We start from the raw sequence: 22,449 nt of genomic DNA on the forward strand, positions 1-22,449 counted from the left end.
GATGGCGAGTACCGGCCTGCCGGGGCCGATCATGGCTCCCCGGCCCACCTGGGCAATGGATTCCTGGCACGACGGCACCTATCTCGGCACCTATCTGCTGGCCGGGCGCAACGGCTGGGAACGCTGGTACGACGCCCAGGGCCCGCTCGACACCCGGCGCCTGGCGCTGGCCCTGGACGCCTCGCCCGAGGTGCTGCGCCGCCTCGGCGACATCCCGATGCACCTGCGCGGCCTGTCGCTGGTCGGGCTGCCCGCCACCGATCAGGACATCCAGCTCATCGCCCGGCGCTGCAAGGATCTGCGCTGGCTGGATCTGCGCGGCACCCAGGTCACCGCGGCCGGGCTCGACGCCCTGAAACGGCTGCGCTCGCTGCGCCACATCGGGGTCGACCCGCACCTGCTGCTGACCCGCGATCCGAACGGCCGTCAGCAGCTCATCGCCGGTTCGCAGGCCTTGATCCCGGTGGCGTCCGGGGTGCCGGAACCGGATCTGGTGGGCCTGCACGAGAGTCTGCGTACTGCGGTGAAGAACAACCCGTCTGCCGTAGGCGCCCGCGGCCCCGACGAGGCGGTAGCGCGGGCCCGGGTGCTGCTGGACGCCGGTCAGGCCGAGGCCGGGCTGGCCATGGTCGGCTCGTTCCTGGTCACCGGGGAACCGGCCGTGCTGATCGTGACCGCGCGCTGCCTGCTCAAGCAAGGTCTGCCGCTGCAGGCCCTGGCCGCGCTGGCCCAGGCACCGCCCACCGGCGCGGTGCTGGCCTGGCGAGCGGTGGTGCTGACCACGATCAACCCGTCCGAGGCGGCCCGGGTGGCCAAGGCGGCGCTGCGCGAGACCATCGAGAACCAGGTGGCCGAATGGGCCCTGGTCACCGCCTACCTCAACCGCTCGCAGCTGGTGCTGGCCGAGGACGCGCTGAATCTGCTGCGCTCGCGCACCTACGACGAGATCGACGAGGGCAAGCTGTCGGCCCGGCTGGCCCGGGCGAAACGCCACTACCAGGAAGAGGCCGAGGCCTGGCAGCGCCTGCTGACGGTCTCGCCGGACGATGCCGACGCCCTGGCCGGCCTGTCGCGGGCCCAGCGCTCGGCCCACCCGTACTCGCTGCGCTGGGTGCGCACGCTGAACCGGGCCGCCACGGCCGATGTCGGCAAGTACGGCCGGCGGATGATGGACCAGGTCAGCGCACACCGGCGGGGCACCGCGATCACCGCCGGGGTGGTCTCGTTCCCGATTCTGGTGCTGGTGTTCTCGGCCTGGGCCCCGGTGGAACGGCACGTCTGGGGCTGGGCGCTGGCCGTGGCCATCCTGATCGGCAACCTGGTCGGCCTGGCGATCTGGTTCACCACCCCGCGCGAGGTGCGCCGGGTGATCGTCAACAGCGACAAGATCACCGGCGGCCGGCACCGGCCGAGCCGTAAGGCCATGCTCATCGGCGCCGTGATCGCGGTATCGGCCGTGGCGTTCATTCCGGCGAACAACCCCGGTTCGGCCCGTTCGGATGACCCGGCCGCACCCCGCCTGGAGATCACCATCCCACCCGTGCCGACCGTCTCGTTCTCGTTCCCCTCACTGATCGACGAGGAGACGCGCGAACAGCAGAAGCGGCTGCGCGACCTGGTCGACGAACTGGAGTCCTCCCCCGGTCCGACCGGTACGCCCTAACCCAGGAATCGCCGCAGCGCCTCGTCGACATCCTCGTCGGACAACTGCCGGAAGTCCTGGTACCAGTCCCCGACTGCCGCAAAAGCCTCCGGCTCCTGCAGACAGACCATCGCGTCCACGTCCCCGGTCAGTGAAAGCCGTGCCTGAGATGAGCAAACCGGCGCCGCCATCACCAGATAGGCCGGCTGGTGGTCGTGCAGCCACCGCAAGGTTGCCTTGGCGGTGACCCCGGTCGCGAGACCGTCGTCCACCACGATCACCATCCGGCCCTGCGCCGGCGCAGCATCCCGGCCGTGGCGATACCGTTCAACCCGACGCCTCACCTCGGCGCGCTCGCGTTCCACCGCCCCGGAGAGATCGTCCTCCGATAAACCCAGGTACTGCAAGGCTTTACCGTCGAAGACCGGCGGCCCGTCCTCGGCCAGCGCCCCGATGCCGTACTCCGGCCGTGACGGCGCCGCGATCTTGCGCGCGACCACCAGATCGAGTTCACCGTCCAGCGCCGCGGCCACGTGCGTGGCCACCGGCACCCCACCTCGGGGCAGGGCCAGCACCAGCGGCCGATGAGTTCCGTGTGTACGTTCCGTTCTCCGGCCGAACTTTCCGCCTTCCGGCTCGCCGGGCGCATCCGGCACCAGGAAACCGAGCCTGCCGATCAGGTACTTGCCCAGCTCGTGGCCGGCCTCGTCCCGATCGGCGAAGACGATCATCCGGCTACGAGCGTCGTCGGAGCGAGGCCAGTGACGATGCCGAGTCGAGGCCGGAGGGCGTGCGACTCGTCGATGTTGCCGATCCGGGCCGGCAGAATGCCCGGATCGTCGGCGTTTTTGAGTGGGGTGGCCGGGCCGGCCACCTCGTTCCCGTAGCGACCCATCGGAAAAACCCTCCTCCACGTCGGGTTCCGGTCCAGCTTGCCACCGATCCCGCACGAGCGCATCCACCCGTCGGGCGACTTGTGATCAGGCCGGGGCGGCGGGACCGTTGCAGGCATGTCCCTCACCGAGCCACTCACCGAGCAGGAACTGGACGACGTCATCGCCGAGCTGCTGATCGACTTTCCGCAGGCCCAGCGCTCCACCCTGGACGAAGCAGTGCACAGCGAGGCTCGGCAGGCACCCGGCGACTCCGCCAACCAGATCGAGCAGGCCGTGCGGATGCGGCTGCATCTCTCCCGCCAGGGCGATCACTAGATCGGGGCAAGAAAGTTTGCCGGGGACAAACTTTCTTGCCCCGATCCGGCTTATCCACAGGGGGACTCCGACCAGTCGAAAAGCCGCCATCCTGGTGGGATGCGAAGAGAGGCCTGGCATCGCGTCGCCGACGATCAGGCCGGAGTCCTGTCCCGCTGGCAACTCCTGGAAATGGGCCTCACTCCGCAGCAGACCCGCACCAATCTCGACAACGCCCGCTGGCAAACCCTCCTGCCTGGTGCCTATCTCACCCATTCAGGGCCGATCACACCGTTGCCCCGAGTCTGGGCCGCCGTGCTGTATTCAGGTGCCGGAGCTCTTGCCGGAGACAGCACCGCTTTATGGCTACATGGAGCACTTACTGAGTGCCCGAGCCCGATCGAGATCTGCGTACCCTGGCCGCGCCGGGTCCGCGCACCACCTGGCGTCGTCATTCATCGCGTCCGTAATCTGGACCCTCGTCGCGATGCCCGGAAAGGTCCACCTCGCCTGCAGATTGAGCATGCGCTGATAGACGCCGCCGAACGAAAGACCACTCCCGACGCCGTCTGCGACGTGGTGCTCAGAATCCTCCAGCAACGACTGACCACCGCCGACCGGGTCCGCGCCTGCCTTGCCACCAGAACCCGGCATCGCTGGCGCACCCTGCTCACCGAGGTGCTCACCGATGCCGCCGACGGTGTGCATTCCATGCTGGAACGGCGTTACGCGCATGTCGTTGAGCGCGCGCACGGCCTGCCCCGCGGTCAACGAAACCTGCCCAGGAAAGATACGGACGGCCGTCGCCGCTACCGCGATATCCGTTACGAGGAATTCCTACTGGTGGTGGAGCTCGATGGCCGGACCGCGCACCCACCCCAGGAGGCATTTCGCGATCTACGGAGAGACAACGTGGCTGTGGTCGAGGGCGAAGCCGTGCTGCGTTACGGCTGGCGCGATGTCAGCGGCCGGCCGTGCTCCGTCGCGGCCCAGGTCTCGACGGTGCTCACCGCGCGCGGCTGGAACGGGCGTCCTCGCCCATGTGGTCCCGGCTGCACGGAGCGCTGACCAGATCGGGGCAACAAAGTTTGCCCCCCGCAGATTTTGTTGCCCCGATCTTCACGGAGTCTCATTATTCAAGACGCCACTCTCAAATAATGAGAAGCAGGCGTACCGTCCTAGGCATGCCCAAGTACACGCACGGCCACGCCGAGAGCGTGCTGCGATCGCATCGCAGCCGCACCGCGCAGAATTCCGCCGCCTACCTGCTGCCTCATCTGAAGCCCGGGCACCAGGTGCTCGACGTGGGCAGTGGGCCGGGCACGATCACCGTCGACCTTGCTGAACTGGTTGCACCGGGGCGGGTTACAGCCACGGAGATCAACCCGGATGCAGCAGCGATCACCCGAGCCGAGGCCGAGCGTCGGGGTGTGCCGAACGTCGATCCGGTCGTGGCCGACGTCCATGAACTGCAGTTCGAGACGGACTCTTTCGACGTGGTGCACGCGCACCAGGTGCTGCAGCACGTGGCCGACCCGGTGCAGGCGCTGCGTGAGATGATCCGGGTCTGCCGTCCGGGCGGCGTGGTGGCCGTGCGCGACTCCGACTACGGCGGATTCGTCTGGTACCCGCAACTGCCCGCGCTGGACCACTGGCTGGAGCTGTACTACGCGGCCGCCCGGGCGAACGGCGGCGAACCCGATGCCGGACGGCGTCTGCTGGCCTGGGCGCGGGCGGCCGGGGCAGAGAACGTCACCGTGTCCTCGGCCACCTGGTGCCACGCAGACCCCGACGCCCGTGCGGGCTGGGGTGGCATGTGGGCCGACCGGATCGTCAATTCGGCTATCACGCAACAACTATTGACGAGCGGGCTGGCTACCGAGGACGACCTCAAGTCGATCTCGTCGGCCTGGAGCGAATGGGCCGCGCATCCGGACGGCTGGATCAGCATCCTGCACGGCGAGGTCCTGATCCACGTCTGATCACCAGCGGCGCTGGTCCGTGAACACCACCGGCACCGCGTTGTGCCCGAGCATCCGGTGCAGCAACACGCCCAGAGCATCGCGCTCCGCGATGGAAAGTTCCTGCACCAGAGCCGATATCCGGCTGCTCACAGCGGTGTGGAACTCCTCGGCCACGGCCGCCCCGGTCGACGTCAGCGCCACGTTCACGGCCCTGGTGTCGTCCGGGTCGGCCGAGCGAATCACCAGGCCGTTCGCCTCGGTGCGGCTGACCAGACCGGTCAGGCTGGACTTGGCCAACCCCAGGACCTCACTGAGTTCACCCATGCCCAGCGCCCCGGGCATGAGAGCACAGATCAGAACTCCCTGCTGCGGTGTTATCCCTTGCGCCCTGGCGGTTTCCGCGTACGTACGCTCGATCAGGAACGAGCCGCGCACCAGTGCCGCAACCAGGCCGGCCGATGCCTCCATCCGACGAGCGTAGCTGTTGGTTCGTACCGCGAAGCACTATCCACAGGCGTCCGTCGGCGACCGGTCCGGGCGGCTATCGTGCCGTTATGGGGGAAACAGACGATTCCGCACCGGCCTGGACGGCCGAAGAGAACGAACTGCTGGCCGCGCGGCTCATGCAGGGCCTCAGCATCGGCGAGATCGCCGCGCGAACCGGGCGCAGCGCTGGGGCCATTCGCAGTCAGGCGGTGAAGATGGCGCCGGCCGATCTGGGCCTGGGCACGGGTGAGGTCATCGGCTGGCTGCGGGTGCAGCTTCGCCACGGGCACGACTGGCGCAAGACCCTGGAGGAACGGCTGATGCGCCCGCCCCGCAACGGCGAGCGCTGGGGCGTGCGGGAGGTCGAGCGCCTGGTCGCCGAACTGCGGGGCCAGAACACCTGGCAGGAGATCGCCAACGAGCACGAGCGCACCAAGGGCGCGATCGTCGCCCAGGCCGCGAGAATGCTGGTGCTCACCGAGAAGACGGTGGACTGGTCGCGTTCCCGGCGGGCCGAGCAGCTGCGCCTGGAGCTGCGCCGGCACAAGAACTACGACTGGCAGCGGGCGTTGCAGGTCGATCAGGCCACCGGCCGTACCCCGTCCTGGGTGTTCGTGGTGGTCGGCGCGTCGCCGGACGGGGCCTGGCACGTCCGGGTCGGCGCCACCGAGGTCGCCGCCGGGCGCATCCGGGCCGAGGCCGAGGTTCCGGAAGGCACGGCCTGGGAAACGTTCGAACGGCCGGTGCTGCCGGACTATTCGGTGAGCGGGGTGGTCGACGAGGGCAGGGAGACGTCGGAAGCCGAGACCTGAACCGACGAAGAGATCGGCTGCGGCGAAGCTTGGACCGCTGAGGAGCTCGGTGGCCCAGTCGAGACCTGGACGGCCTGTCGCCCAGAACCCGCCTCGGCGGAGATCGGCCGGTACTCCTGCTCGAGCAGGGCCAAAAGGTCCTGACGGCCCCGTTCGGCCGTGGCCTCCAGCACGCTGGCGTCGATCGTCGTGCGGTCGGTGACGATGCTGCTCGGTGCCATCGTCCAGGTCGAGCGCCGCTCCAGCGAGTTCTCCACCTTCAGCCGGGCCAGCAGCTCGGCGTAGGGCTCGCTCGGGCGGGAGATGTTGTCCTTGACGAACGGTTTCTGGCCCCGCGCCAGCATCCGGCCGAGCATCCGCATCGGGGTGCTCAGGTCGTCCTGCTTGAAGTCGAACGACCGGGTCATCACCACCACGGCCTCGCTCACCCCGTCCAGCGCCAGGGCCTGCTCCACCGGCACCGGGGCGACGATGCCGCCGTCGATGAAGCGGCGCTCGCCCAGATCGCCGCCCAGCCGGATCCGCTTGTTGTACAGCGCGGGCAGGGCCGCCGTCGCCCGCAGCACCTCGTACAGGTCGTACTGCGAATCCCGGCTGGAAACCGTGCAGGCTGCGCCGGTCGCGGCGTCGGTGAGCACGGTCAGCAGCGGGATCGGCGCGGCGTGCAGGGCGGCCACGTCCAGCGGGCGCGCGCCCTTCAGCACGCCGTCGATCAGATGGTCCACATCGACCACCCGCCACAGCCGGCGCGGGTTGATGAAGGCCCGGTGGCTCAGCTCCTCCACGTAGATCCGCAGGCCCTCGTTCGCCTGCCCGGCCAGGAAGTAGGCACCGTTGATCGCTCCCGCGCTGCTGCCCACCACCACCGAGAAGGCTTCCCGTAGCCCCGCGTCCTCCAGCGCCGCCAGGGCCCCGATCGAGTACACGCCACGCATCCCACCTCCTTGGACCACCAGGGCCGGCTTCTGCGCGGATTCGGCCGAACGGGTAAGATGTGCCAGGTGTTCGCCGAGTTTCAGGGCGGGCCTCCAGAGGCTCATCAGGGGCACGGACAAGGATCTTGGTCACCCTAAACCCGGGCAAGACGCGCCCCGGCGGAGCACCGCGTCGGGAACACGCGTGAACCGCTGACCGGGCCGTCCGCGCAGCCCGGACCCTAAGCTCGAGGGGTGACGCAGACGGAGGGGATCCGCACACCGGCCTCATGGGTCGTCGTCGGTCTCGACAACGGGGGCACCACCGACAACGCGACTGTGCTGGACGCGACCGGGCAGTTCCTGGTCGATCAGCTGGTCGAGATCCCGAGCCGCGTGCTCGACGGGCCCGAGCTGGCCGTCGAAGCACTGGCGGACTCGTTCGAGAACATCATCCGGATCACGAACACGCCCCTGACCCTGGTCAAGGCGATCGGGCTGGACACGCCCGGCCCGGCCAGCGCCACCGGCGTGATCTCGTCCAAGGGGGCCACCAACTTCTCGGCGGTGAGCTGGCACGGCTTCGACATCCGGGCCGCCCTGGAACGCCGGCTGGGCCTGCCCGTCGTCTACAACAACGACGCCAACGCCGCCTCGCTCTACGCCCATCACCGCTACTTCGGGCCCGAGCAGGCGATGCAGAAGTCGTCGGTCGCGGGCATCGTCGGCACCGGGTTCGGCGGCGGCGTGGTGCACGACGGCCGGGTGATCAAGGGCGCCGCCGGGATGGCCGGCGAGCTCGGCCACGTGCAGATCCCGCTGCAGGACGTGATCGAGCCGGGTCAGCCGGTGCCGCGCTGCAACTGCGGTTTCCTGGGCGACGTGGAGAGCATCGCCTCACTCACCGGGATCAAGAACAACCTGCTGCCGTACTGGCTGCCCCGGTTCCCCGACCACCCGCTGGCCGGCGAGAGCATCCCCAGCGCGGCCAAGCAGTTGCGCGGGTACGCCGAGCGGGAGGACCCGCTGGCCCTGGCCGTGTTCGGGCAGCAGGCCAAGGCGATCGGCAAGCTCTTCACGATCGCCGCCAACTTCACCGACCCGGACGTCTACTTCATCGGCGGCGGTGTGGTCGAGGCCGCCCCGAGCTTCCGCCAGTGGTTCCTGAACATGGTCCGCGACTACACCCAGCTGCGGCAGGAGCAGGTCGCCGCGGCCTCGTTCGCCCTGGTGCCGGACCTCGACATGGCCGGGGCCCGGGGGGCCGCAGTCGCCGCCTTCGACTCCGTGGTGGCCGAGGGCTGAACACCGCTGGGACTTTAGGACTACGGCCAAGCCGCCAACCAGCACGAAACTCCTGTCCTCAGCATCCGGTCAGGACAGGAGTACAGGCTCGTGGCAGAACGACGCAGGCGGCTGCGCCCCGCGCGCGCACTCATCGCGGCGCTGGTCGCGCTGGTCATTGCAACGGTCGGGGCGGTGGCGCTGCGGATCGGGCCCGGTAACGCGGCTGAGCTGTCGGCTGCGGCGGACAGCAAGACGGTGCACCACGCCGCCGCGCCCAAGGGCAAGTGGATCAAGGTGGACAAGAAGGCCTGGAACGCCCAGAAGGCCGAGTTCAAGAAGGTCAAGGCGCGCAAGGTGCCGGCCACCGCGAAACGCAACCCCGAGTTCAACGCCACCTGCAAGTACAGCCACTCGGGCAAGAACGACCCGATCGTCTTCCCCGGCCAAAAGGGCAAGTCGCACATGCACTCGTTCATGGGCAACAAGAAGACGAACCACGCCACCACCACCGCGAGCCTGATGGAGTTCAAGGCGACCAGCTGCGTCCCCAAGAAGGACTTCTCCTCGTACTGGGTGCCCACCCTGACCAACAACAAGACCGGCAAGGCGGTCCAGCCGAGCGAGTTCATCGTCTACTACGGCAGCCTGCTCGACGACAAGAACAAGAAGAAGACCATGCCGATGCCCAACGGCATGCGGATGATCTGGGGCGACGCGTCGAAGCAGAAGAAGACCCCGGCCGGCTCCCGCGACGCGTTCTACTGCTCCGGCGGCCCGGTCGAGGGCAAAAGCCGTAGCAAGGACGGCAACTGGCCGGTCTGCGGCGACGGCGGCACCGTGCACTTCATGATGCGCTACCCCGACTGCTGGGACGGCAAGCACCTGGACAGCCCGGACCACAAGTCGCACGTGGCCTACGGTTCGATGGGCGACTGCCCGAAGAGCCACCCGGTGCGCATCCCCGCGATCACCAAGTCGATCTACTACCCGACCCACGGCGTCAAGGAGGGCTACACGCTCTCGTCCGGGATGGCGTCCTCCATGCACGGTGACGTCTTCATCGCCTGGGACACGAAAACCATGGCCGACCGGGTGAAAAGCTGCGTGCGCCAGCTGGTCACCTGCCAGAGCAACGGCAAGTTCTAAGAGCAACGGACGCTGGACCCGGGCAGCGCGCCCGGGTCCCGTTCTCGTTCGGTCACCTGAAGAACTGCGGCGGTTTCGTCTCGCTCCGGAACCGCTCGAGCTCGGCCCGGATCTGCTCCGGCCGGACCTCGCAGCAGGGATCCTCGGCCATGAAGACCAGGTTCTGCTCGATCGAGACCGTGATCGCCTCGATCATCTTCCGGTACGCCGCCTCGTAGGCCCGCAGGCCCTTGTGCTCGGAGTCCGGCGACCCGAGCATGGCGAACATGTAGTTCCAGGCCAGCGAGTCGATGTAGGCCATCGGCGGCGGTACCGGGATCGCCGAGAACGCCTTCTGCAGAAAGGCATCGAACTCGGCCTCGTGCTCGCTCTTGAACTCCCAGTTCGCGCCGCCATCCCAGTGGTCGGCGGGCACCGAGAGAATCCGGCTCCAGACCTCCTCGCCGCTCAGATCGTGGACACCGGCGATGAGCTGCCCCAGCTCTGCGTCGGACAGCTTGTCCGATGGAGGCCTGAACTTACCTCGTCGGCTCACTGCAACCGTTCCTCATCCGTCGTTCCTGGTTCACCCTGCGAAAAGCACATTAAAACAAACTTTTCGAGCAGGTCAGAACGAAAGCCGCGGCCGGTCGATCCGGTACACGAAGTGCAGCGGCGGATCGATCGGGTTGTCCGGCTCCAGATCGCCCTCGGCCACCCGCCGGAAGCCGGCCTTCTCCAAGGCCCGCCAGGACCTCTGGTTGCCCGCAGCAATAGGAATCACTACGCAGGGCGCAGCCGGCGCATCGATCCAGGTCTTGGCCAGCATCGACTGAATCATCAGGACACCCAGGCCTTTACCGCGATGTTCGGGTGAGGCCACCAGATAGTCGAGACTGATCGCCCCCGCAGGCATTTCGGTCAGCCGGGAAAGCGGCTCCAGATATTCGGCGTAGTCGGCGTAGACCGAGCGCTGCACCAGCCCGAACGGCTCGCCCTCGAACAGCGCCAGCCAGTCCTGGCCGGGCTCCTCGCCGCGGGCCGAGGCGCCGAAGTCGTTCTGCACCGCCTCGGGCGTGGTCTCGTGGTTCCACCAGCGCTTGACCAGCGGCTCTTCCAGCCAGCCGCGGATCATCGGGAAGTCGGCCTCGGTGAGCCGACGCCAGGCGAACGTCATCCACCCATTGTCGGTGCCGGGGCAATCGAATTACCCCGGCACCGAAAGCGATCAGGCTTCGATCTCCCGGCTGAGCCTCGAGTCCCACGGGCACCAGTAGGCGCCGGGCAGGAAGGCGCCACCGGCCTCGTCGAGGTGCTCCTCCAAGTAGTTCATGTTGGCATCGCACACCTCGATGGCGTACGAGAAGAAATAGACCGTGTCGGGGTCGAGGTGGTAGCTGAAGCCGGGGTTGTACTCCTTCGACTCCTTACGGAACCGGCCCATCACATGGACCTCGCTCGTCTCCTCGCCGGAGAGGATCTTGCGGGCCTTGGCGATCCGCCCCTCGTCCTTGAGCTCGAAGACGAACTCGCGGTCCCCGCCGCTAGCCTGCTTGAACGCGAAAAATGCCATGGAATCCCCCTCAGGTAGTGCCTTCCCAAACGCCCAGAACTCTAGGCAGGGCGCCCGGCCGGGACCATGCGCCGAAGAGGGGGAGCGAAACTCGGGTACTCGTTTGTTTCTTGATCAAATACCAACGCGCCGGGCCGGGCCGCTCCGGTCACACCGGCGTGCTGCTAACGATGTCCCGCAGCATCAGGGCCGGTTCACTGGCGGTGTTCAGGTCCGACAGCCCGGCCTGTTCCAGAAGCCGCTTCTCGTTCGTGGCCCATCGCCCGCGGGAGGCCATCACCGCATGGGCGAACTCGTGGGCCGCCACCGCCACCAATCCCCGGGCCTGCAGACCTGACCGCCCCTCGGCGTACCCCAAATGCAACTCGGCCCGGCCCTTCCACTGCTCGGCCGCCGCCTTCCGCAGAGCCGGCGGATACTCACCGATCATCGGAACCCTGCCGCGCAACTGCTGGTTGATCGCCAGTTCGGCCACCACCAGGTAGGTCGGGATACCGGCCAGATGGAACATCAACGGCTCGATCCCGAACTCTCCCTTCTCGGCCCGCGCGATCTCGCTCTCCACCGAGCCCAGATCCCGGAAGTGCACATCCACCGGCACACCCCCGATCTTCAGCCAGGCTCCACCGTTGAAGACCCCGCCGCCCCAGTCGCCGATCTCGGAAACCGTTCCCTCCCAGCCCAGATCGCGCAGATGCTGCGGGGAGAAACCATCGCGGTAGTACAGACCCAGATCCCAGTCGCTATCCGGACGAGCCGTGCCCTGCGCCCGGGAGCCACCCAGCGTCACACCCTCCACTCCGGGTAGCCCTGCCAGCCTCTCCGCAACGTCGTCGATGACCATGCCGCCACCCTGTCAGATGCCCGCTTTGACCACATCACTTTTCCCGCCGGGCCACCGAAAGCCTCAGTGCGTAAACAAAGCATGAAGCACAACACCGCCTCTCCCACTGCCACGGCGACGTTGTCCCCAAGTCCAGCTTTACGAGGGGCCTTCGCCGAGGTGATCGGACAGGATCTCCAGAACCAGCCCCCGAGCCGCCTGCGAGCGCTCGCCCAGGGCATCGCTCACCTCGTGCACCAGCGCCTCGACGAAGGCCGCATGCGCCACCCGGGAGTAGTTCTCCAGCTCGCTGCGGAAGCTGGCCGGGGCGATCACCAGCACCCGAGTGGCCAGCCGGGTCAGAGGTGAGTCCTGGAACGAGGTCAGGGCGATCACCTTGGCCCCGGCATGCGCTGCGGCAGAGGCGGTTCGCAGGCTCGACTCGTTCACCCCGGTACCACTGAGCACCACGCAGACGTCTTCCGGGCCGAGCTGGCGGGCGGCGATCTGCTGTGACAGCGCGTCGGCCACCACCTCAGCCGGCCGCCCCACCGAGGTCAGCCGCATGGCCAGATCCGTGGCCACCGTGGCCGAGAGCCCGTTGGCCACCGCCAGCACCCGCCGCGCCGCAGCAATGTCCTGCACCGCCAGATCCAGCTCCACCGCGTCCAGCAGACTGGTGGTGGTCTGCAGCGCCTGCGCCGTGCGGTCGATCGCCGTACGCAGGCGCCCCAACGCGCCGTCTCCGTGCTCGACCGGTTTCTGCGCACCCAGTTCCGCCGCCAGGGCCACCCGCAGCTGGGGGTAGCCGCGATAGCCCAGCGACTGGCAGGCGCGCACCACCGACGAGCGGGCCACCCCCGTCCGGTCGGCCAGTTGCTGCGCGGTCAGCTCCACCACCGTCTCGGGTTCGGCGACGATGAAGTCGGCCACCCGGCGCTCGGTCGGCTGCAGTGTGTTACGCAACGAGGCCGCCCGCACGGTGGTCGGCGCGTCCGGAATGTCGGCTGACACAGGCCTACTCAACCACACTGCCGTCGAGCCGGTAGACCGCGCCGTACTCGGGCAGCAGCCGGGCCACCGAGACCTCGACGTCCTCGGGCCGCGTGCCGTGGATCGGCACCACACAACCGGGAGCCACGAACTCGATGAACTTCAGCAGGTCAGCGCGGGTGGCGTGACCGCTCGAGCCGGCCGCGACCACGTCGATGCCGAGCTTGCCCAGCCAGTCCTGGAACACGTGCCAGTTGGGCATGAACGGGCCGAGCGGCTCACCCTGTGAGTGCACCCAGACCGTGCTGGCGGCCACCACCGGCAGATCGGCCAGGGCCGGGGCGTCATGGCCGTCCGGTTGCACGACGTAACGACCGGGTTCGGCCACCACCTGCTCCATGCTCACCCGGTTCACGCTCTCGGGCAGCGGGCGCGGGTCCTGCTCGGGACGTCCAGGAGCCCAACTGGAGACGTTCGTGGCCCCCATTGCGTGCAGCAGCGCGGCATCGCGGCTGGGCCAGATCACTTCGCGACCGTTGCGGCGGGCCAGCTCGATCAGCCGCACGGCCCGCTCGACGTCGCGGGAGTAGGCCGACAGCAGCACCAGACCGGGCACCCGCTGCAGGGTGGCCGTGAAGATCTCGTCGATCTCCGCCTCGCTGCGTACCGGACGGTCGTTGCCCTTGCCGTGCGAGAGCATCGTGGTCTCGGTGACCAGCATCTCCACGCCGCGGATCCGCTCGGCGAAGGCGTGCGAGCGCCGGCCCTCGTTGCGGTGGAAGTTGATGTCGCCGGTGTAGACCAGCGTGCCCTCGGGGGTGGTGACGATGATGCCGCTGGCGCCCGGCACGTCGTGCTCGACCAGGACGACCTCGACCGTGATGTCCTCGAGCTGGATCCGCTCACCCTCGGCCACCGGAATCGGGCGCAGGGTACGGCCCGGACGCGGCTGACCGGTGTCGTTCAGCGCGTCGAGCATCTTCACCGTGTCCACCGAGGCGTACACAGCAATGGACGGGTCGAGGAACCCGAGTGCGCCCTCGTGGTCGATGTGCGCGTGGCTGAGGAAAACAGCAGTGGGACGGGGGTCCGCGGCTGCCGCCCGAGCCGCCGCCAGGGTGGGGTCGAGGGTCAGCTGGGCGGGGTCGTAGATCCCCGGCGCGTCCGGAAGTTCCTGGGCGCGCAGCAGATCGACGAGCTCGTAACCCGGCCGCGGGCCGCTGGGGGAACGCAGCAGCCCCTGGTTCAGGCCGCGCATCCCGAAGTCCAGCAGAACGCGGGCCTTGGGGGTGCTGACCAGGATGACGCTGCCGCCGATCATCCCGATCCCACCCAGGATCTCAACTCTGGTTTCAGCGAAAGTGCTCACGAACGTCCTTAGTCTGAAAGTAGGTCTAGCCCCGAACGGCGCCGTGCACGCCGAAGTCGTCGCTGATGAAATAGCGCTGGGCGAAAAGGTAGATCAGGATCAGCGGGACGGTGGTGAAGACCACGGCCGCGCTCAGCCCGGTCCAGTCGGTGCCCTCGGCACCGTAGAACAGCTGCAGACCCACCTCGATCGGCCGCTTTTCGTCCGAAGACGTGAAGATGTACGGCCAGATCAGCGAGTTCCACGAACCCAGGAACGAGTTCAGGCCGACGATCGCCAGGCTCGGCACGACCAGCGGCGCACCGATCGAGAAGAGCATCCGCACCGGCCCGGCCCCGTCGATCTCGGCGGCCTCGAACAGCTCACCCGGCACCTTCTCGAAGGCCTGCCGCACCAGGTAGATCCCGAAGGCGGTGGCGATCCAGGGCAGGATCTGGATGGTGTAGGTGTCGAGCAGACCGAGGTTGCTGGCCAGCAGGAAGTTCGGGATCAGCAGCACCGTCTGCGGGATCATCAGCACCGACAGCACCAAGCCGAAGGCCGGGGCCTTGCCCCGGAAACGCATCACGGCGAAGGCGAATCCGGCCATCAGCGAGGTGAGCATGCTCAGCGCCGACACACAGCCGGCGATGAAGAAGGTGTTGCCGAAGTAGCGCGGCCAGGGCGCGGCTTCCCAGGCCCGGGTGTAGTTCTCCCAGTCCCAGCCCGGGATGAACGACGGCGGAACCTGATACACGTCACCCTCGTGCGCCAGGCTGGTGTTCAGCACCCACAGCAGCGGGAACAGGAACACCGTGGCCAGAGCGAGGATCAGGGCGGAGTGAACCAGGCGGCCGGCCAGCCGCCTGGTCCGCCAGGACACCGTCACCTACTTGACCAGCGCAGTGGCGTTCTTCTGGGCCTCGGCCAGGGCGTCCGCCGCGTTCGCCGAGCCGGAGAGCGCGTTCGACACAGCGGTCGCGAAGATGTTCAGCGAGTCCTGCGTCCACTCCCGCGGGGTCGGCCGGGTGGCGGTGTCCAGCTGCGCGACCACGTCGGTGGCCCAGGCGTTCTCCTTCACGAACTCTTGGTAGGCCGGCTGCTCGGTGGCCTCGGACGAGATCGGCAGGTAGCCGGTGGCGGAGGCCCATTCGGCCATCTCCTCCGGCGAGGCCAGGAACTCCAGGTACTGCCAGGCCGCGTCCTGCTCGGCCTCGGTGGTGTCGGCGAACATCGCGATGTTGGTGCCGGAGATCAGGTTCGACGCGCCCTCGGTGCCTTCCGGCAGCGGCGCCACGCCCATCTCGAACTTGCCGTCGATCGCGGCCAGGTTGTACTCCAGCGCGGCCACGGTGCTCAGGTCGAAAGCGCCCTTCTCCGCGCCCAGAGCCTGCTGCCCGGGGTAGTTCTTGCCGACCGCCAGCGCGCCCTTCTCCTGCAGCTCGACGAACGAGTTCAGCGCCTCCACGACCTTCGGGTCGTCGAAGGTGGGCTTGCCCTCGGCGTCGAACAGGCTGCCGCCGTTGGAGTTGGCGATGATGCCGACCATCTCGCTGCCGCCGGCGATCCCGGTCGCTCCGCCGACGTCCGTCGAAAGCCCGACCACCCCGTCCTTGGACACGTCGACCAGGGTGGACTCGAGGTCGTCCCAGGTGGCCGGGGCGTCCTTGACCATGTCGGTGTTGTAGTACTGCACGTACATCGACTTGTTGAACGGCCACATCCAGTTCTTGCCGTCCACCAGCTTCATGTCGTCCTTGATGCCCTGGTAGAACGACTCGTAGGTGCTGGAGGTGGCGATCCGCTCGTCCAGCGGCACGATCACCTCGCTGTCCGCCAGCGCCACCGTCCAGTTGGGGTTGACCTGCGAGAGCGTGGGCGAGTCGCCGGCCGCCACCTGCGACTGCAGCTTGGTGTTCAGGGTGCTGTAGTCGGGCTGTTCCAGCAGGTTGACGGTGATGTCGGGGCTGGCGGCCTCGAAACGCTCGGTGGCGGCCTCCAGCGCGGGCTTGTGGGCGCCGCCGGACATCGCGTGCATGAACGTGATCTCGACCTTGCCGTCGGTGCTCGCGGCGTCTTCCCCGCCGCTACCACAGGCGGTGAGGACGAGCCCGGCCACTACGGTGAGTCCGACCAGACGGAATGCGGACATGGTGGTGCTCCTGGTTCTGTGTCTTTTGTTGCTGATGCGGGTTTACTGCTCGAGACGGCGGCTGAATCGCTGCTGTGCGAAGGCCATGACTGCGGTGATGGCGAAGAGGACGACGGCCAGGGCGGCCGCGTAACCGGCGTGATGCGAGACGAAGGCCTGCTGGTACACCTGCAACCCCAGGGTCGAGGTGGAGTGCCCGGGCCCGCCGCTGGTCATCACGAAGAACTGGGTGAAGGCCTGCAGAGCGTTGATCGTGGCGATCACCACGGCGAAGATCACGAACGGGCGAAGCTCGGGCAGGGTGACGTGCCAGAACTCCTGCCAGCGGTTGGCCCCGTCCACCCGGGCGGCCTCGCCGAGCTCCTTGGACACGCTGGTCAGCCCGCCGATGAAGATCATCATGGTGAAACCGGTGCCGTGCCAGAGCGAATAGATGACGATCGCGGGCATCGCGAAGGCCGGGTCGCCCAGCCAGTCGATCCGCGGGCCGTTCAGCGACTGGAGCAGGGCGTTGAGCACGCCGAACCGGTCGTTGTACATCCAGATCCAGGCGATCGACGTGGCCACCTGCGGGGTCACGAAGGCCAGGAACACCGCGGAGCGGCCGAACATGCTGATCCTGTTCGACTTTCGCAGCAGCATGGCGATGGCCAGGCCGAGGGCGGTGCCACCGGCCACCATGCTGATCACGAAGACTGCGGTGGTGGCCAGGGTGGACCAGAAGGACGGGGTGGTCGCTCCCTTGATCATGTCGAGATAGTTCTGCGCGCCGACCATTTCGGATCGGCTCATGTTCAGCCAGTTCCAGTCGAACAGCGAGATCCCGAAGGTCGCGATCGAGGGCAGGATGGTGAACACGGCGAACACCGCGACCGCCGGGGCGATGAACAGGTAGGCCCAGCGCGAGTCCCTGGTCATTGGCCGACCCAGGCCTGGATCTGTGGCAGCAGCTCGGCCACATCGGCGGCTTGGTAGGTGGCCGGGCGTTTTTCGCTACCCCAGCCGCCGACCAGCGCCGTGTCCAGACCTCGTGCGTGGGCCGGCTCCAGGTCGTTGCGCCAGATGTCCCCGATGCAGAGGATCCGGCGCTTCTGGTCTGCCGCGAGGAGCTCGTCGATCAGCCGGCCCAGCCCGTCCGGCTTACCGCCCGAGCTGAGCACCCGGTCGAAGCAGCCGTCCAGACCGAGCAGCGTAATCGCCTCGGCCAGGCGATCTTCCGGGGCATTGGTGATCAGGATGCGCTCGGCGTCGACCTGCCCGAGGAACGCGGCCAGCCCGATCGGCGCCAGGATCGCGGCCTGATCGGTACCCAGCTGGGCCCGGCTGACCTTGTACCCCAGGTCGAGCGCCTCCGGCCCGGCGCCCGCTTCCACCGCGAGCATCCTGACCAGGTCGTAGGCGTCGATGGCGCCGTTGTCCGTGCCGGCAGCAATCATTTCCGCTGCCTTGCTGGCCATTTCGCCGTTCAGGCCGGCGGCTTCGTCGACCGCTGCAGCGTAGGCGAAGACCGGACCGTGGCCGAGCGCGACGGTGCCGTCGAAGTCAAAGATGAGGACGGGGCGTGACACAGAACTTCCTTCTGCACCCGGGGGACGTTGATCCGGACGCTTCGTCCATGCTGCACGCCCAATGTGGACGCGCCGCCCATCCTCGTTGAACGCGCAATGAACGAGACAGCACGGGCGATCTGCCTAGAGCGTGTTTTGAAGTCCATGCCTACTGCCGGGGCGGAGTTGACCTGGCCAAGGTTGGTGCTCACCGCACCGGAAAGCCGTCCCGGACCGTGAGCGGTGGGCGGGGACACTCAGATGATGTGTACACCTGGTACCGGATGGACCACCTTGACACATCGTGAGCGGTCGTTGGCCGGCTCTGCGCGGGCGATTCCAGGGGAACGCGTAAACAAAGTGCTGCCAGAGACGCTTTGTTTACGCGGTGTCGTGAATTCGCCCGGGTGGATCGGGCTGGCGCGGTCTCGCCAAGGCTGGGTGGCAGATCCGCCGAACAAGCCGTCAAGGCCGGCGTGACTTCCAAAGAACGACCCAGCTCGGCGCCCCCGCCAGCACCGCGGCCCCGCCCAAGCCGCGGCCCACTGTGGATAACCGCGCCCGATCACCCGCTGAGCGGCCAGAACAACGCTGCCGCCACTCCAGCCCCCACCATGGCCCCGGCCAGAACCTGGCCCGGGGTGTGCGCCCGCAGCTCGATCCGCGACCAAGCCACCCCCGCAGCCAGCACGACAGCGATCGCCGCGCCGAACGTCCCCCATTGGATACCCAGACAGACCGCGCTACCGGCCGCCACCGCCGAATGCACCGAGATTTTCCAGACCGTCGTTATCGCCAGCGTCACCGTGAGCCCAGCCGTCATCGCGATCACCAGTGCCCCGATGGCGCGGGGAGCACCGGTCAGGGAAAGCACGGTCAGACCCAGAACTATGGACGCGAGTGCGCCAGTCATCGGCCAAAGTCGCTGTTCGCGGATGTGGACGTGGCGATCGGTCCACCAACCCCCGCGGATGCCGACCAGCACCAGCACGAGTGGGACGCCCGGGGTGAACAACAGGGTGAGCAGGGCCCACCCCAGCCCCGCAACCAGGCCGGACTCGGTACAGGCAACCACAAGCACGGTGAAGGCGACGAGGTGGAACGGGGACAGGAGGTCGGTGATGATCTGCGCGAAACGGGAAGCTGATGACACGGTTCGCCACGTTAATACCGATCCTCACCTTGCCTCACAGCTTGATCACTCAGCGTTTCAATTCATCACGCTTGGGGGTACTTCTATGACGTAGAAGCAGCATGCCGAGGAGGTGCCCATGCCGGCCTACCGCCGGATCGACTGGCCGGACAGTGGTGACGTGATCCGCGTGCGTCGCTACCCCAAAGGACAGATCGCCGAGGTCGAGCCCGACGTCGACGCTACCGGGCTGGTCCGGATGCACGACCGAAGCAGCATGGGCCTGTCCCCGGTCGGCGATGCCCAGTTCGACGTCGAATGGGAGCGGTACGGCCAGCAGTTCTGGCTGTCGCCCTCGATGCTTTACATCAGCTGCAAGGAATTCCGGGCGCGCTGGGACTGGGAACTGGTGACCCGCTCGGCGGCCAACGCCTACGACCGAGCCCACAACGCCGCGGCTGACGCCCGGTTCGAGGTCAATCGGCTGACCAAACGCCGCAACGAACTGCGCGAGAAGCTGGCCGTAGTGCAGGCATCGCTGGGTGCCGCTGAAGAATCTCTGGCTGAGCTCGAGGCCCCGCTGCCGGAACTGCGCGAGGCCGCGGATCGCCAGCGCGAGAAATCGATCCAGCGGATGTATTGATTACTTCCGCGAGCGCATGTACCAGGCCGTGATCGCGCCCAGCCAGGCTTTCTGAGTCTTGGCCGCGGTTTCGGAAGGCTCGTTCGCCGACGGGCCCGGCTGGCCGTTCGAGGCGTTCACCAGCTCAACCGTTTCCAGGTCCACGCGGAAGTGCTCGGTGAGCAAGGTGAGGCACAGCCCGGCCGTGTCGTCGGCGTAGGCCCGCTGCCACCGGCACAGCGCCGGCAATGTGGCCTGTCCCCGCTCCAGCTTCGGGCGGAACGGCATGGTCCACGGGAACGACCGCATGGCCGCCTTCGCCGTGAAGGCGGTGTCGAACGCCGCGTCGTCAGCCGCAATGAAGCTCACCCAGTAGAAGAGCTGCCCGGCCTGCACCACATCGATCCGCAACCGCAGGTCGTCGCCGGCGACCAGCTCGACGTGGTCCAGGTCCGGCTGAGAGAGGTACTTCACGAGTTCGGCTTCCAGGTGTTCCGTCACGTGAGCAGCATGCCGTACCGCAGGACTGCCGGCACCGTCCTACCCGGCGTGCACGCCGGCCATGATCCGAACCCCCTAACTGAACCCCTGAAAAGGCCGATCAGCCGGACGCGACCGCTTGCGGAGGGCTGCCAGGAGCATCCCAAGCGCAATCGTCGTCCCTACCGCCACAGATGCCGACACCAGCGTCACGATCCAGGAAAGCTTGACGATGAGAGTGTGCATATCGGCCTCGACGAACAAAAAGGCCGTGGAGGCGGTGGTGTCGGCGAGGCTCGGAAGACAGAAGTAGGTCACGGCCGCCGCCAGCAACTGGACCGCCGCCAGCGTCTCGATCAGCACGGCCATGGCCTTGGACATCTCGTTCGGCCCACCCCGCTTACGCAAGGCGATCATCGCGGCATCCTGCGTGGCGAACTCGACCGCCACGACGAAAGGCAGCGCAGGGATCAGGTAGAAGAGCCACCAGCCCTTCGTCATCGACATCAGGGCCATCACAACGGCAGTCAGCAGGATGGTCCAGAGCATCCCGGATTTGTCGGCGAGGTAGCCGACCGCGTGCATTTCGTGAACAGGGGGTGGTGGATTCCGCGGGTGATGCATGTAATGCTCAGACTGCACGGGCTCTCCAACTGAAAACGTATGCGCGCACCAAGGCGCACAGGCTCACTCGGCCGGGGCCCCGCACCCACGATCCGAAACTCTAACTGACGTGACCGCTTGCGGATCGCCCTGCCCGAGCTCCGAGCGCAGATGCGGATTCTCGAAGTAGAACCTCAGCGCTCGATAGGCCGGCACCGCCTGACCGCGCAACGGGCTCGTCCCGATCACGATCCGCCAACCAGGATCCACGCCAACACCGAGCCAGGTCCCGTGGTTTCGCGAGAGAACGGTCACCGCAGGCACATACGCCACCTCGATCGAGGGCTGAGGCCTGCTTTTCACGGCCTTCACGTCGGTGACCAGTTCCCAGGGCACGAACTGCTCCCATACCCCCGAACGGTGGTACACCCCGCTCGGAGTCAACACCAGCTTTCCTCGGCCGTCGCGGTAAGTCCCTACCAGTATCCAATTGAACACCAGGAAGAACACCGTCAGGACCAGGCCAGGAATTACCGGATGGAGATCTTCGATCGCGAAAAGCCTTCCCCCCTGGCTGACAACGCAAAGCTCGAGGAAGAGAAGGAAAACGATCATCGGCTTCCGGGCATAGAAAAACGCCATCCCGCGCTCGTCCCGATGGTTCCAGCCCAGCCGGGGCGGCCGTCGGGAAGGACGCGGTTGCCACAACATGAAGAGATTGAAGACGACTATGGCGAGAAGCAGCACTCCCATCGAACCGAACATGATGGCCAATGCTGTATCCCCTGCCTGCATCCCCACCTCAGCGAACTTGCATAACCCCCAGCCCATCAGGGCACAGACGATCAAGCTCGTGCCCAGCTTCCAGGACAGCCGGGGCTGGGGCCAGCCCGGCGGGATCTCCACAGCAAGGTGCTGATTCGTCTGCTTCACTCCTCAGCTCCAACTACTCGATCGGCCCCGCAGCACAGCCAGCAGGATCAGCAGCGCAACGGTCACCCCTACGGCCGCCACTCCCGAAACCACGGTCAGGGCCCAGGAGAGCTTCACGATGAAGGTGTCCATGTCAGCCCAGATGAACGTGAAGGCCGAGGAGTCGGTGGTATCTGCGAGAGCCGGAAAGCACAGGTACGTCCCCGCCACGGCCACAAGCTGAGCCGCCGCCAGCACCTCGATCAGTGCCGCCATGCGCCGGGACATCCGGGGCGGCTCGCCGTGCACCCGCAGAGCCGTGAGCGCAGCAGCCTGGGTGCCGATCTCGATCGCCATCACCGGCAGCAGCGCCGGGATGAGGAAGAAGACCCACCATCCCTTCCACAACGAGAGATACCCCAGCCAGACCCCCAGCAGCACGACGAGCAAGATCATGAAGATCGAGCTCCTGAGGTACCCGACCGCGAGCGTGCTCTCGGCCGGCTCGTTGGGCCTTGGCAGGTACGGCGGGTATTGCTGAGGTTGCAAGGGGTCTCCCGGGTTCTGCGTCATAGCCCAAAGCCAGGCCACAAGTCGCAGCAAGGACGCGCCGCTCCCCCGACCTGTTGCACGACCCGCAGAGCCCTCAACCAAAACACCATGCTTGAAGACGTTTGCGCGCACCGGGGCGCGCGGCTGGCAGGAGTGCGTTATGACCGTTTCGCCACAGAGCCAACCTGCCGTACCCGCTATCCCGCGTGACCTGGCCCATAAACACCATGATCAATGCAACGCCGAACGCCCACGCCGCATCGATCAGGTGGTCCAGGAAGATCCAGGCGAA

Annotated in this window: 27 protein-coding genes; 8 read left to right on the forward strand and 19 right to left on the reverse strand. The window is 67.3% G+C overall.

The annotated features are described in order from the left end of the window. Position 1 precedes the first annotated feature (1 nt). Positions 2 to 1,663, forward strand: coding sequence for a hypothetical protein (locus LR394_RS12720; RefSeq protein ID WP_231441291.1), 1,662 nt, complete (start codon positions 2 to 4; stop codon positions 1,661 to 1,663). On the opposite strand, the gene LR394_RS12725 is transcribed toward LR394_RS12720, so the two are convergent. Beyond that, positions 1,660 to 2,373 carry a phosphoribosyltransferase gene (locus LR394_RS12725; RefSeq protein ID WP_231441293.1) on the reverse strand — a complete coding sequence of 238 codons (714 nt, stop codon included), beginning with the start codon at positions 2,371 to 2,373 and terminating at the stop codon, positions 1,660 to 1,662. The genes LR394_RS12720 and LR394_RS12725 overlap by 4 nt on opposite strands. Continuing rightward, positions 2,370 to 2,537, reverse strand: coding sequence for a hypothetical protein (locus LR394_RS12730; RefSeq protein WP_231441295.1), 168 nt, complete (start codon positions 2,535 to 2,537; stop codon positions 2,370 to 2,372). The genes LR394_RS12725 and LR394_RS12730 overlap by 4 nt, the downstream gene beginning before the upstream one ends. 115 nt (positions 2,538 to 2,652) lie before the next feature. On the opposite strand from LR394_RS12730, the gene LR394_RS12735 reads away from it, so the two are divergent. The 3 genes from LR394_RS12735 to LR394_RS12745 all read left to right on the forward strand — a co-directional run bounded on the left by LR394_RS12735 (position 2,653) and on the right by LR394_RS12745 (position 4,814). Continuing rightward, positions 2,653 to 2,853 carry a hypothetical protein gene (locus tag LR394_RS12735; RefSeq protein ID WP_231441297.1) on the forward strand — a complete coding sequence of 67 codons (201 nt, stop codon included), beginning with the start codon at positions 2,653 to 2,655 and terminating at the stop codon, positions 2,851 to 2,853. 99 nt (positions 2,854 to 2,952) lie between these two features. Further along, positions 2,953 to 3,900 (forward strand): hypothetical protein, encoded by a 948-nt coding sequence (locus LR394_RS12740; protein WP_231441299.1) that lies wholly within the window; start codon positions 2,953 to 2,955, stop codon positions 3,898 to 3,900. Between the two features lie 89 nt (positions 3,901 to 3,989). After that, positions 3,990 to 4,814 carry a methyltransferase domain-containing protein gene (locus LR394_RS12745; RefSeq protein ID WP_407937026.1) on the forward strand — a complete coding sequence of 275 codons (825 nt, stop codon included), beginning with the start codon at positions 3,990 to 3,992 and terminating at the stop codon, positions 4,812 to 4,814. Here LR394_RS12745 and LR394_RS12750 read toward each other — a convergent pair whose 3' ends face one another. Continuing rightward, entirely contained in the window at positions 4,815 to 5,264 is a 450-nt protein-coding gene (locus LR394_RS12750) for a MarR family winged helix-turn-helix transcriptional regulator (RefSeq protein WP_231441303.1), read from the reverse strand. 86 nt (positions 5,265 to 5,350) lie between these two features. On the opposite strand from LR394_RS12750, the gene LR394_RS12755 reads away from it, so the two are divergent. After that, on the forward strand, positions 5,351 to 6,094 hold the full coding sequence (locus tag LR394_RS12755; RefSeq protein WP_231441305.1) for a hypothetical protein: 744 nt from the start codon (positions 5,351 to 5,353) through the stop codon (positions 6,092 to 6,094). Here LR394_RS12755 and LR394_RS12760 read toward each other — a convergent pair. Further along, on the reverse strand, positions 6,037 to 7,134 hold the full coding sequence (locus tag LR394_RS12760; RefSeq protein ID WP_231441307.1) for a patatin family protein: 1,098 nt from the start codon (positions 7,132 to 7,134) through the stop codon (positions 6,037 to 6,039). The genes LR394_RS12755 and LR394_RS12760 overlap by 58 nt on opposite strands. Before the next feature lie 129 nt (positions 7,135 to 7,263). On the opposite strand from LR394_RS12760, the gene LR394_RS12765 reads away from it, so the two are divergent. Together LR394_RS12765 and LR394_RS12770 are read left to right on the forward strand one after the other, a co-directional pair. Continuing rightward, positions 7,264 to 8,313 (forward strand): ROK family protein, encoded by a 1,050-nt coding sequence (locus tag LR394_RS12765; RefSeq protein WP_231441309.1) that lies wholly within the window; start codon positions 7,264 to 7,266, stop codon positions 8,311 to 8,313. A 90-nt stretch (positions 8,314 to 8,403) separates the two neighbouring features. Further along, positions 8,404 to 9,441: a DUF1996 domain-containing protein gene (locus LR394_RS12770; RefSeq protein WP_231441311.1), complete on the forward strand. Its 1,038-nt coding sequence runs from the start codon at positions 8,404 to 8,406 to the stop codon at positions 9,439 to 9,441. 52 nt (positions 9,442 to 9,493) lie between these two features. Here the strand turns inward: LR394_RS12770 and LR394_RS12775 are convergent, their stop codons facing one another. The 11 genes from LR394_RS12775 to LR394_RS42905 all read right to left on the reverse strand — a co-directional run bounded on the left by LR394_RS12775 (position 9,494) and on the right by LR394_RS42905 (position 19,009). Further along, complete coding sequence (locus tag LR394_RS12775) at positions 9,494 to 9,976, reverse strand: hypothetical protein (RefSeq protein WP_231441313.1); 483 nt, start codon at positions 9,974 to 9,976, stop codon at positions 9,494 to 9,496. Positions 9,977 to 10,048: 72 nt separating this feature from the next. After that, positions 10,049 to 10,597, reverse strand: coding sequence for a GNAT family N-acetyltransferase (locus LR394_RS12780; RefSeq protein ID WP_231441315.1), 549 nt, complete (start codon positions 10,595 to 10,597; stop codon positions 10,049 to 10,051). Positions 10,598 to 10,648: 51 nt separating this feature from the next. Beyond that, positions 10,649 to 10,993 carry a BP74-related protein gene (locus LR394_RS12785; protein ID WP_231441318.1) on the reverse strand — a complete coding sequence of 115 codons (345 nt, stop codon included), beginning with the start codon at positions 10,991 to 10,993 and terminating at the stop codon, positions 10,649 to 10,651. A gap of 148 nt (positions 10,994 to 11,141) precedes the next feature. After that, positions 11,142 to 11,837, reverse strand: a complete 696-nt coding sequence (locus LR394_RS12790) for a nucleotidyltransferase domain-containing protein (protein ID WP_231441320.1) — start codon at positions 11,835 to 11,837, stop codon at positions 11,142 to 11,144. A 138-nt stretch (positions 11,838 to 11,975) separates the two neighbouring features. Beyond that, complete coding sequence (locus LR394_RS41525; RefSeq protein ID WP_331283060.1) at positions 11,976 to 12,830, reverse strand: MurR/RpiR family transcriptional regulator; 855 nt, start codon at positions 12,828 to 12,830, stop codon at positions 11,976 to 11,978. A 4-nt stretch (positions 12,831 to 12,834) separates the two neighbouring features. Next, positions 12,835 to 14,178, reverse strand: a complete 1,344-nt coding sequence (locus LR394_RS12805; RefSeq protein ID WP_231441322.1) for an MBL fold metallo-hydrolase — start codon at positions 14,176 to 14,178, stop codon at positions 12,835 to 12,837. A 25-nt stretch (positions 14,179 to 14,203) separates the two neighbouring features. Further along, positions 14,204 to 15,040 carry a carbohydrate ABC transporter permease gene (locus tag LR394_RS12810; RefSeq protein WP_231441324.1) on the reverse strand — a complete coding sequence of 279 codons (837 nt, stop codon included), beginning with the start codon at positions 15,038 to 15,040 and terminating at the stop codon, positions 14,204 to 14,206. Positions 15,041 to 15,046: 6 nt separating this feature from the next. Beyond that, positions 15,047 to 16,309 (reverse strand): ABC transporter substrate-binding protein, encoded by a 1,263-nt coding sequence (locus LR394_RS12815; protein ID WP_231441325.1) that lies wholly within the window; start codon positions 16,307 to 16,309, stop codon positions 15,047 to 15,049. A 42-nt stretch (positions 16,310 to 16,351) separates the two neighbouring features. Then, on the reverse strand, positions 16,352 to 17,227 hold the full coding sequence (locus tag LR394_RS12820; RefSeq protein ID WP_231441327.1) for a carbohydrate ABC transporter permease: 876 nt from the start codon (positions 17,225 to 17,227) through the stop codon (positions 16,352 to 16,354). Further along, positions 17,224 to 17,877, reverse strand: coding sequence for an HAD family hydrolase (locus LR394_RS12825; protein ID WP_231441329.1), 654 nt, complete (start codon positions 17,875 to 17,877; stop codon positions 17,224 to 17,226). Before LR394_RS12825 ends, LR394_RS12820 begins: the two co-directional genes overlap by 4 nt. Positions 17,878 to 18,421: 544 nt before the next feature. Next, positions 18,422 to 19,009 (reverse strand): phosphatase PAP2 family protein, encoded by a 588-nt coding sequence (locus LR394_RS42905; RefSeq protein WP_231441331.1) that lies wholly within the window; start codon positions 19,007 to 19,009, stop codon positions 18,422 to 18,424. A 118-nt stretch (positions 19,010 to 19,127) separates the two neighbouring features. Here LR394_RS42905 and LR394_RS12835 point away from each other — a divergent pair, with 118 nt between their 5' ends. Then, complete coding sequence (locus tag LR394_RS12835; RefSeq protein WP_231441332.1) at positions 19,128 to 19,631, forward strand: hypothetical protein; 504 nt, start codon at positions 19,128 to 19,130, stop codon at positions 19,629 to 19,631. Here LR394_RS12835 and LR394_RS12840 read toward each other — a convergent pair whose 3' ends face one another. The 4 genes from LR394_RS12840 to LR394_RS12855 form a co-directional block, all read right to left on the reverse strand. Next, on the reverse strand, positions 19,632 to 20,111 hold the full coding sequence (locus LR394_RS12840) for a hypothetical protein (protein ID WP_231441334.1): 480 nt from the start codon (positions 20,109 to 20,111) through the stop codon (positions 19,632 to 19,634). A gap of 75 nt (positions 20,112 to 20,186) precedes the next feature. Further along, complete coding sequence (locus LR394_RS12845; protein ID WP_231441335.1) at positions 20,187 to 20,675, reverse strand: hypothetical protein; 489 nt, start codon at positions 20,673 to 20,675, stop codon at positions 20,187 to 20,189. Positions 20,676 to 20,777: 102 nt separating this feature from the next. Further along, on the reverse strand, positions 20,778 to 21,626 hold the full coding sequence (locus LR394_RS12850) for a hypothetical protein (RefSeq protein ID WP_231441337.1): 849 nt from the start codon (positions 21,624 to 21,626) through the stop codon (positions 20,778 to 20,780). Positions 21,627 to 21,629: 3 nt separating this feature from the next. Continuing rightward, on the reverse strand, positions 21,630 to 22,061 hold the full coding sequence (locus LR394_RS12855) for a hypothetical protein (RefSeq protein WP_231441339.1): 432 nt from the start codon (positions 22,059 to 22,061) through the stop codon (positions 21,630 to 21,632). Positions 22,062 to 22,449 lie beyond the last annotated feature (388 nt).

It is taken from the genome of Kineosporia babensis, from assembly GCF_021129305.1.
Lineage (GTDB): Bacteria > Actinomycetota > Actinomycetes > Actinomycetales > Kineosporiaceae > Kineosporia > Kineosporia babensis.